Raw genomic sequence first — 5,277 nt, forward strand, 5'->3', positions numbered from 1 at the left:
CACGCCTGCCATGAAGTTGGCGATGGCCACTTAGCTCCACTTCTGGCGACCGCTAGAAGTGGGGGGATTACCCTGGGACAGTGCCGCGACCATTGCGCGTAAGACCAGATCTCCATCCATGCCGCCTACATGCGCGCCATCCCGGAGCCAGGAGGCGGCCACCTTGTTTTCGGTGCGCTCGAACTCCTGTGCCAACAACTCCCGCGCCCGCTTCTCGATCTCGTTCATGCCATCACCAGTTGTCGTTCAATCCATTCGGTCTGCAGCGCGATCAGCTCGTCGTCGCTGCCGTAGGTCTCGTGAAACAGCGCGCTCCCGTCCATCAGCGATGGGCCGTAGCGATCGCGGGTGCTGCTGGTCGTCTGCCTGGGCATCGGGTGCTTACGGTGGTGCCACAGGCACAGTGCATACCCGAGCAGGTGACCGCGCCGGCGGTTGCCGCTCTTGCAGTGGTTGTAGTCGCAGCCCACAACCACCAGCTGCTGCGGCAGCAGGCCGGCCGCCATGCGCACCACGCACGCCATGCACGGCCCCTCCTTCGACAGCTCGAACCGCACCACCTCCTCGGCTGTCGGCGTGCCGGTGCTATGCCGCATCACGACCTGGCCAGCTCGTGGTCTCGCGGCACCGTGAAGCCGGAAGCCTTGGCATGCCCGCCGCCTCCGTACAGCCTCGCCACCTGACTAACGTCCAAACCGTCATCGGACGATCGCAGGCTGAAGACTCGGCCTGTGGGCGTGTCCCAGTAGCAGGCCGCGAAGGGCTCACCCTGTGCCATCAGGTGTCCGGCGTCGCTCGTGAGCGTGTACGGGATGCTGGCAGCCGGGACGTCGTAGTCCCCTATCACCATCCGCCGCTTCATCACCTGCACCAATTCCTTCACGTCCTTGTGGTGCTTTCGCTCGATGGCCACGCCCTGCCCACGCAGACTGTCGATCGGGGTGTATGCCAGCACGTCCCAGACGTCGAACTTGTAGGGATAACTGAACACCGCTGCCTGGATCTCGCGCGTGCCCGGCAACGCGAAGCGCCACAGGTCGCGGTCCTCAACGTGGTTGACCAGAGCAGGTCGCGCCACGCCCGGGTGGAAGAAATCCCAAGCGATGCCGGCGCCGCTCTTCTGCTGGTCGAACAGTGCATAGACGATGGCCTTGTTAACGCCCTCGCATTGGTCCTGCAGCACACAAGCCTGGAAATGGCGCCACGGCGTGATCAGGTCACCGTACATATCGAAGCTCAGGCGCAGCACCGTGAGCTGATCGGCAGCGGTAAGATCGTTGGCCGGGAGGTCTTCATCCGCACTCTTGTGGTGGTCGAGCACCAGGATCGAGCGGGCCACCTGCTGCAGCTGGAGCATCACGGCGCGCGGATAGGAGAAGTCCACCAAGATCACGTCCCGGCCAGTGACGTTCGGTGGCGGAGCTGAATACACGCCTGGATGGAAATCGGCGTCGAGGGCGCGATGTACGGCCCAGGCCGCGGTGAAACCATCGGCGCAGTTGGAGTGGTAGATGACCAGTGGCTTCACGATGCGATTGCTCCCTTGCTGAGTGGAAGGCTGCCGTCGGCGATGCCGAGCGCGTTCAGCCGATGAAGTTTCGGGCGCAGGCGCCTGCCGACCAGCTCGAAGCCAGCCGCGCGCAGGGTCAGGTAGGCACCCTGGCGCAGGGGGGCGTGCCCGGCGTTGGCGATCAGGTTGTTCGCCGTCTCCATCCGCTCGAAGTTCTTGCGGCCGCGCCCGCAGTAGTAGCCGCGCAGCACGCAGGCCATGACCACGTCCTGCCGGGCGATGCCGCCGATGACGTCCTCCACGCGCTGGGCGCGGGCGTCCACCTCCAGCGGCTTGAAGCCAACGTTCGGCGGCGGCATCTCGCCGCGGTGCTCGATCAGCACCTGCAGCATGTTCTTGCTGGCCAGGCCCAGGTAGTCGAAGTCGCGATGCAGTGCGAACTCGAAGCCCCACCATTCCAGGTCGGAGCGCGTCGCCTCGGTGAAGCTATCGAATTCGGCCATGGTCAGCCCCTCCCCTGCACCGGCTCTGCACTGCCATCCCGGCCCAGGCACCACACCTGGCCGTCAACGTGCACGTTCGCCGACGGCGCGCCCTGCAGCAGCAGCCAGTGCGTGGCGTCGTCCAGCGACTGGAACTCGTGGCGCGAGGCGCGCGGGTCGGCTGTGTTGGTGTTCGTGTCCATCAATTCCCCCTCTTCTCTGCTGCTGCCGCGATGCGTTCGAACTTGCGGGCCTGGCACTCGTTGGCCTGGATCGCGGCGCTTTTGCTCTTACGCTCGCGCTCGCCAATGGCCGGCTTGCGGTGAATGCCGTCAAGCCGCGCACGGATCTGGCTGGCTTGGCTCCGCGCCCAGGCCGAACGCTTGACCGATGCCGTCATGCCCGGCCGTTTCCGGCACGGCCGAACGCGGTGCGCACGCGCTGGGTCCAGACGTAGAGCGGCCAGCACCAGCTCGCGCGAAACTGCTCATGCTCAGCACGTAGGTCGATCAGCTCGCGCAGGTGGTAGCCCAGGTTGGCGCGCAGCACGTCCTTGGTCGGCTGCTTCATGCGGCGCGGCTGCGGCGCGGGCTGGTTGGAGATCAGGTCTTCGCTCATCGGGGCCTCAGTGGTGCGTAATGGTGGGAAGCGCGGCCGGCGCGCTCAGCGCCTTGGCCAGGTTGGTGAGGCCCTTCGCGGTGACGCGCACCTGCGTGCGCACCCACTCGCTGCCGTCCGGCTTGCCGCCGGTGGTGAGCTTGTGTTCCAGGCAGCCGCTGTGCAGCCGGCCGGCGTAGGCCAGCCAGGTCGAGGCCAGTGGGTGGCGATAGATCCACCGCTTCTGCTCAAGCAGGGCCAGGAACTTCCGCTCAGGGATCTGCATGGTCTTCGAGCCATCGGCGATGGCGATCCGGTCCAGGGCCTCGGCTTTCGGCGTCAGCTCCTCAACGCGGCCCGCGTAGCTGGCCAGCAGCCCGCGCAGCGCAGCCGGGTCAGAAAGCAGCGCCAGCGGGTCGGCCGGCGCGGCGACGCGGCGCTCCAGCTCTTGCCAGCGGTCGACCAGGCGGGCGGTAAATTCTGGCGACAGCTGCGCCACCACCACGATGCTGTCGCGCTTGCCCTGCTCACCCGCGAATACGAAATCGGCGACGGGCCGGCCTGCGGTGGGCTTTTCCTCAATTTGAGGAGAAGCAATCACGCCCTGCTGCGCCAGGGTTTCGATGGTCCGCTTGACGTTGTCGTGGCGTTTCTCGACCAGCTCCGCAATCTCACGGCTGGTGATGGCCGGCGCGTCGCCGGTGATGATGAGGTGGCTCATGGTTGGCTCCCGTAACGAGCGATCAGCGCGGCATCGGCGAATGCCTGACCGGCGCCCTTCTTGCCCAGGTCGGCCCAGCGCGGCCACAGCTGGATGGCGCGGCTCCGGGCTGCGTCCTTCTCCGAGCCGATCAGGCCGGCCCGCTTCTTCCATGCTTGAGGGGTGACGAGGGTGATCGGCAGCATCAGCGCTGCGGCCACGCCTTCGACGACACCAGCGGCGTGCCCGAACGTGTAGACACTCGATACGCCCTGCTTCGGCATCGCATGGACCTGCTCGATGAAGACGTGGCTGGTGGCAAAGTCCTGAAGGAAGCGGGCCACTGCCGCGGCGTCCACCCGCGTTGACTGGCCGACCTTCAGCGTGGGCATGCGAATCCACTCGACCGGCAAAGGGTGGGCCGCGCTTTGCAGCACCACCACCGCACCGGAGCAGCCCGGATCAATACCGATGAGGTAGCTCATGCGTTGCTCCGATCAGGGATGTACTGCTCAACACCAGGCAGACGGATCACCTGCCCACCCGCGCGGATCCAGTCGTTGACGCTCTGCACCGGTGGCCGAGCGGCTGCAGGCCGGCCGAGCACCGAGGCGCGAATCGGGATGACCGTGTAAGCCTTCGGCGAACGCACGGGCTTCTGCTTGGCTGCGAGTCGCGCCTGCTGCTTGGCCTCCCTGGCGGCCTGGCGACTGGCCTGCCGCTCTGCCTTCTCCCGCAGCAGCCTTTCCGCACGCGCCGCCTTCTGCAGGGCTTCGTCCTGGCGCCGCTCCGCCATGGTGCGGCCGCCCTTATCGAGGTGCCGCTGGCGCATGTAGGCGCGGTGCTTCTCGGCCCTGGATAGGCTCTCGCCCTCGTGCGGCGGCGGATCGCACACGAAAGCGTAGGCCGGGCGCGGGCCATCGCCGACGCGCTGCAGGTAACCGGCATCCGCGTTGTCCTTAATCGCGCTGTAGTACGCGCGCCGATGCTTGGCGCCAACGGCGATGCCCATGCTGTCCAAGATCACGCGCGGCGCGTGCGCGCCGGGGTTGGCCTTGAGCCATTCGCGGACGCGGGCGGGATAGGCCTTCATGCCTGCACCGCCGTTGCGTCGCCAAGCTCCGCGGCTGCACGCTCCAACGCCGCACGCGCCGCGTCGCGGTCTACCACTTCCGGCACCTTCGCCGGCGGCGGTAGCGCCGTGGCGGCCGGCTCCGGCACCTCGCCGCCGCGCATGACGTGATCGCGCGCCAGCTCGTACGCCTCACGCACCATCCGGTCAGCGTCACTCGCGCTGGCGCCGCGGTAACGGTAGCCGTCCAGCTTGAAGCCCACCAGCACCGTGAAGCCACTGCGGTCGCCGCCGTTGCGCAGCTCGTTGGACACCTGCGCCAGGCTCGGGACGCCCAGGCAGCGCGCGCGGAACTCGGGCAGCGTCGGCGGCCACGGATCCGCTGCCGCGATGCATGCAGTCAAGCCGGCCCCAAGCTGTTGCGCGGTGATGCCGGCCAGGCCCTTCGCCCAGGTGCTGCCCGCGCCGGTGGACGGGTCCGCGCCGAAGCCGCTGGTCCAGCGGGTGCCGTAGATCTCAGCCATGCGCGTCCACACCGTGGCGATCGCCGTGATCGAGACCGGCGCCGGCGTGGCCGGCGGCTTCGCGTTGGATGGCTTCACGGGCAAAGCGTTGGGTGCGCTCGGCAGCGCTTTCGCGAGGGATTGCATGAGCGGGTGCTCCGGAGGTGATGGTGTTGGCGGCGGTGGCGCGCTGACGGCGGGCCGCGGTGATCAGGTAGCCGGCAGGCTTGTCCGGGTAGACGTCGGATAGCTCGAGCAGGTGCTTCGAGGTGACGCCCTCACCCGCTGCCGCGATCAGATCGGGGTGCTGGCTAGTGGTGCGCAGGCCTGGCCGGTTTGTCGACTCCCCGTAAAATTGGTCCATCCATAGTTAGAGGTCCCCGGGCACACTAGCCACCAAGGAGACCAACGAT

12 protein-coding genes are annotated in these 5,277 nt (G+C 67.4%); all 12 read right to left on the bottom strand.

Going from position 1 to position 5,277, the window contains the following annotated elements; all coding sequences use genetic code 11:
* Positions 1-30 precede the first annotated feature (30 nt).
* Genes LL972_RS21305 through LL972_RS21360 form a run of 12 tightly spaced genes read right to left on the bottom strand, consistent with a single transcriptional unit; the run spans position 31 to position 5,228 of the window.
* The gene (locus tag LL972_RS21305) at positions 31-228 is read right to left on the bottom strand and encodes a hypothetical protein (protein WP_228329285.1); all 198 of its coding nucleotides are present in this window, start codon (positions 226-228) and stop codon (positions 31-33) included.
* Entirely contained in the window at positions 225-596 is a 372-nt protein-coding gene (locus LL972_RS21310; RefSeq protein WP_228329286.1) for a Ref family recombination enhancement nuclease, read from the bottom strand. The genes LL972_RS21305 and LL972_RS21310 overlap by 4 nt, the downstream gene beginning before the upstream one ends.
* Positions 596-1,528 (bottom strand): hypothetical protein, encoded by a 933-nt coding sequence (locus LL972_RS21315; RefSeq protein WP_228329287.1) that lies wholly within the window; start codon positions 1,526-1,528, stop codon positions 596-598. The genes LL972_RS21310 and LL972_RS21315 overlap by 1 nt, the downstream gene beginning before the upstream one ends.
* Complete coding sequence (locus LL972_RS21320; RefSeq protein WP_228329288.1) at positions 1,525-2,013, bottom strand: hypothetical protein; 489 nt, start codon at positions 2,011-2,013, stop codon at positions 1,525-1,527. The genes LL972_RS21315 and LL972_RS21320 overlap by 4 nt, the downstream gene beginning before the upstream one ends.
* Positions 2,014-2,015: 2 nt before the next feature.
* The gene (locus LL972_RS21325) at positions 2,016-2,195 is read right to left on the bottom strand and encodes a hypothetical protein (RefSeq protein ID WP_228329289.1); all 180 of its coding nucleotides are present in this window, start codon (positions 2,193-2,195) and stop codon (positions 2,016-2,018) included.
* Entirely contained in the window at positions 2,195-2,392 is a 198-nt protein-coding gene (locus LL972_RS21330; RefSeq protein WP_228329290.1) for a hypothetical protein, read from the bottom strand. The genes LL972_RS21325 and LL972_RS21330 overlap by 1 nt, the downstream gene beginning before the upstream one ends.
* Positions 2,389-2,610: a hypothetical protein gene (locus LL972_RS21335; RefSeq protein WP_228329291.1), complete on the bottom strand. Its 222-nt coding sequence runs from the start codon at positions 2,608-2,610 to the stop codon at positions 2,389-2,391. Before LL972_RS21335 ends, LL972_RS21330 begins: the two co-directional genes overlap by 4 nt.
* A 7-nt stretch (positions 2,611-2,617) precedes the next feature.
* Positions 2,618-3,310, bottom strand: a complete 693-nt coding sequence (locus LL972_RS21340) for a phage antirepressor KilAC domain-containing protein (protein WP_228329292.1) — start codon at positions 3,308-3,310, stop codon at positions 2,618-2,620.
* Positions 3,307-3,774 (bottom strand): crossover junction endodeoxyribonuclease RuvC, encoded by a 468-nt coding sequence (locus tag LL972_RS21345; protein WP_228329293.1) that lies wholly within the window; start codon positions 3,772-3,774, stop codon positions 3,307-3,309. Before LL972_RS21345 ends, LL972_RS21340 begins: the two co-directional genes overlap by 4 nt.
* Positions 3,771-4,382, bottom strand: coding sequence for a hypothetical protein (locus LL972_RS21350; protein WP_228329294.1), 612 nt, complete (start codon positions 4,380-4,382; stop codon positions 3,771-3,773). The genes LL972_RS21345 and LL972_RS21350 overlap by 4 nt, the downstream gene beginning before the upstream one ends.
* Positions 4,379-4,885 carry a hypothetical protein gene (locus tag LL972_RS21355; RefSeq protein WP_228329295.1) on the bottom strand — a complete coding sequence of 169 codons (507 nt, stop codon included), beginning with the start codon at positions 4,883-4,885 and terminating at the stop codon, positions 4,379-4,381. Before LL972_RS21355 ends, LL972_RS21350 begins: the two co-directional genes overlap by 4 nt.
* Positions 4,878-5,228, bottom strand: coding sequence for a hypothetical protein (locus LL972_RS21360; RefSeq protein WP_228329296.1), 351 nt, complete (start codon positions 5,226-5,228; stop codon positions 4,878-4,880). Before LL972_RS21360 ends, LL972_RS21355 begins: the two co-directional genes overlap by 8 nt.
* Positions 5,229-5,277: the final 49 nt, after the last annotated feature.

It is taken from the genome of Xanthomonas campestris pv. asclepiadis, from assembly GCF_020784175.1.
GTDB classification, from domain to species: Bacteria; Pseudomonadota; Gammaproteobacteria; order Xanthomonadales; family Xanthomonadaceae; genus Xanthomonas; species Xanthomonas campestris_D.

What these genes read in the sequence shown, in the direction of transcription:
- LL972_RS21305 (WP_228329285.1), bottom strand. Translation starts at nt 228, where the DNA reads ATGAACGAGATCGAGAAGCGGGCGCGGGAGTTGTTGGCACAGGAGTTC.
- LL972_RS21310 (WP_228329286.1), bottom strand. Translation starts at nt 596, where the DNA reads ATGCGGCATAGCACCGGCACGCCGACAGCCGAGGAGGTGGTGCGGTTC.
- LL972_RS21320 (WP_228329288.1), bottom strand. Translation starts at nt 2,013, where the DNA reads ATGGCCGAATTCGATAGCTTCACCGAGGCGACGCGCTCCGACCTGGAA.
- LL972_RS21325 (WP_228329289.1), bottom strand. Translation starts at nt 2,195, where the DNA reads ATGGACACGAACACCAACACAGCCGACCCGCGCGCCTCGCGCCACGAG.
- LL972_RS21330 (WP_228329290.1), bottom strand. Translation starts at nt 2,392, where the DNA reads ATGACGGCATCGGTCAAGCGTTCGGCCTGGGCGCGGAGCCAAGCCAGC.
- LL972_RS21335 (WP_228329291.1), bottom strand. Translation starts at nt 2,610, where the DNA reads ATGAGCGAAGACCTGATCTCCAACCAGCCCGCGCCGCAGCCGCGCCGC.
- LL972_RS21340 (WP_228329292.1), bottom strand. Translation starts at nt 3,310, where the DNA reads ATGAGCCACCTCATCATCACCGGCGACGCGCCGGCCATCACCAGCCGT.
- LL972_RS21345 (WP_228329293.1), bottom strand. Translation starts at nt 3,774, where the DNA reads ATGAGCTACCTCATCGGTATTGATCCGGGCTGCTCCGGTGCGGTGGTG.
- LL972_RS21350 (WP_228329294.1), bottom strand. Translation starts at nt 4,382, where the DNA reads ATGAAGGCCTATCCCGCCCGCGTCCGCGAATGGCTCAAGGCCAACCCC.
- LL972_RS21355 (WP_228329295.1), bottom strand. Translation starts at nt 4,885, where the DNA reads ATGGCTGAGATCTACGGCACCCGCTGGACCAGCGGCTTCGGCGCGGAC.
- LL972_RS21360 (WP_228329296.1), bottom strand. Translation starts at nt 5,228, where the DNA reads ATGGACCAATTTTACGGGGAGTCGACAAACCGGCCAGGCCTGCGCACC.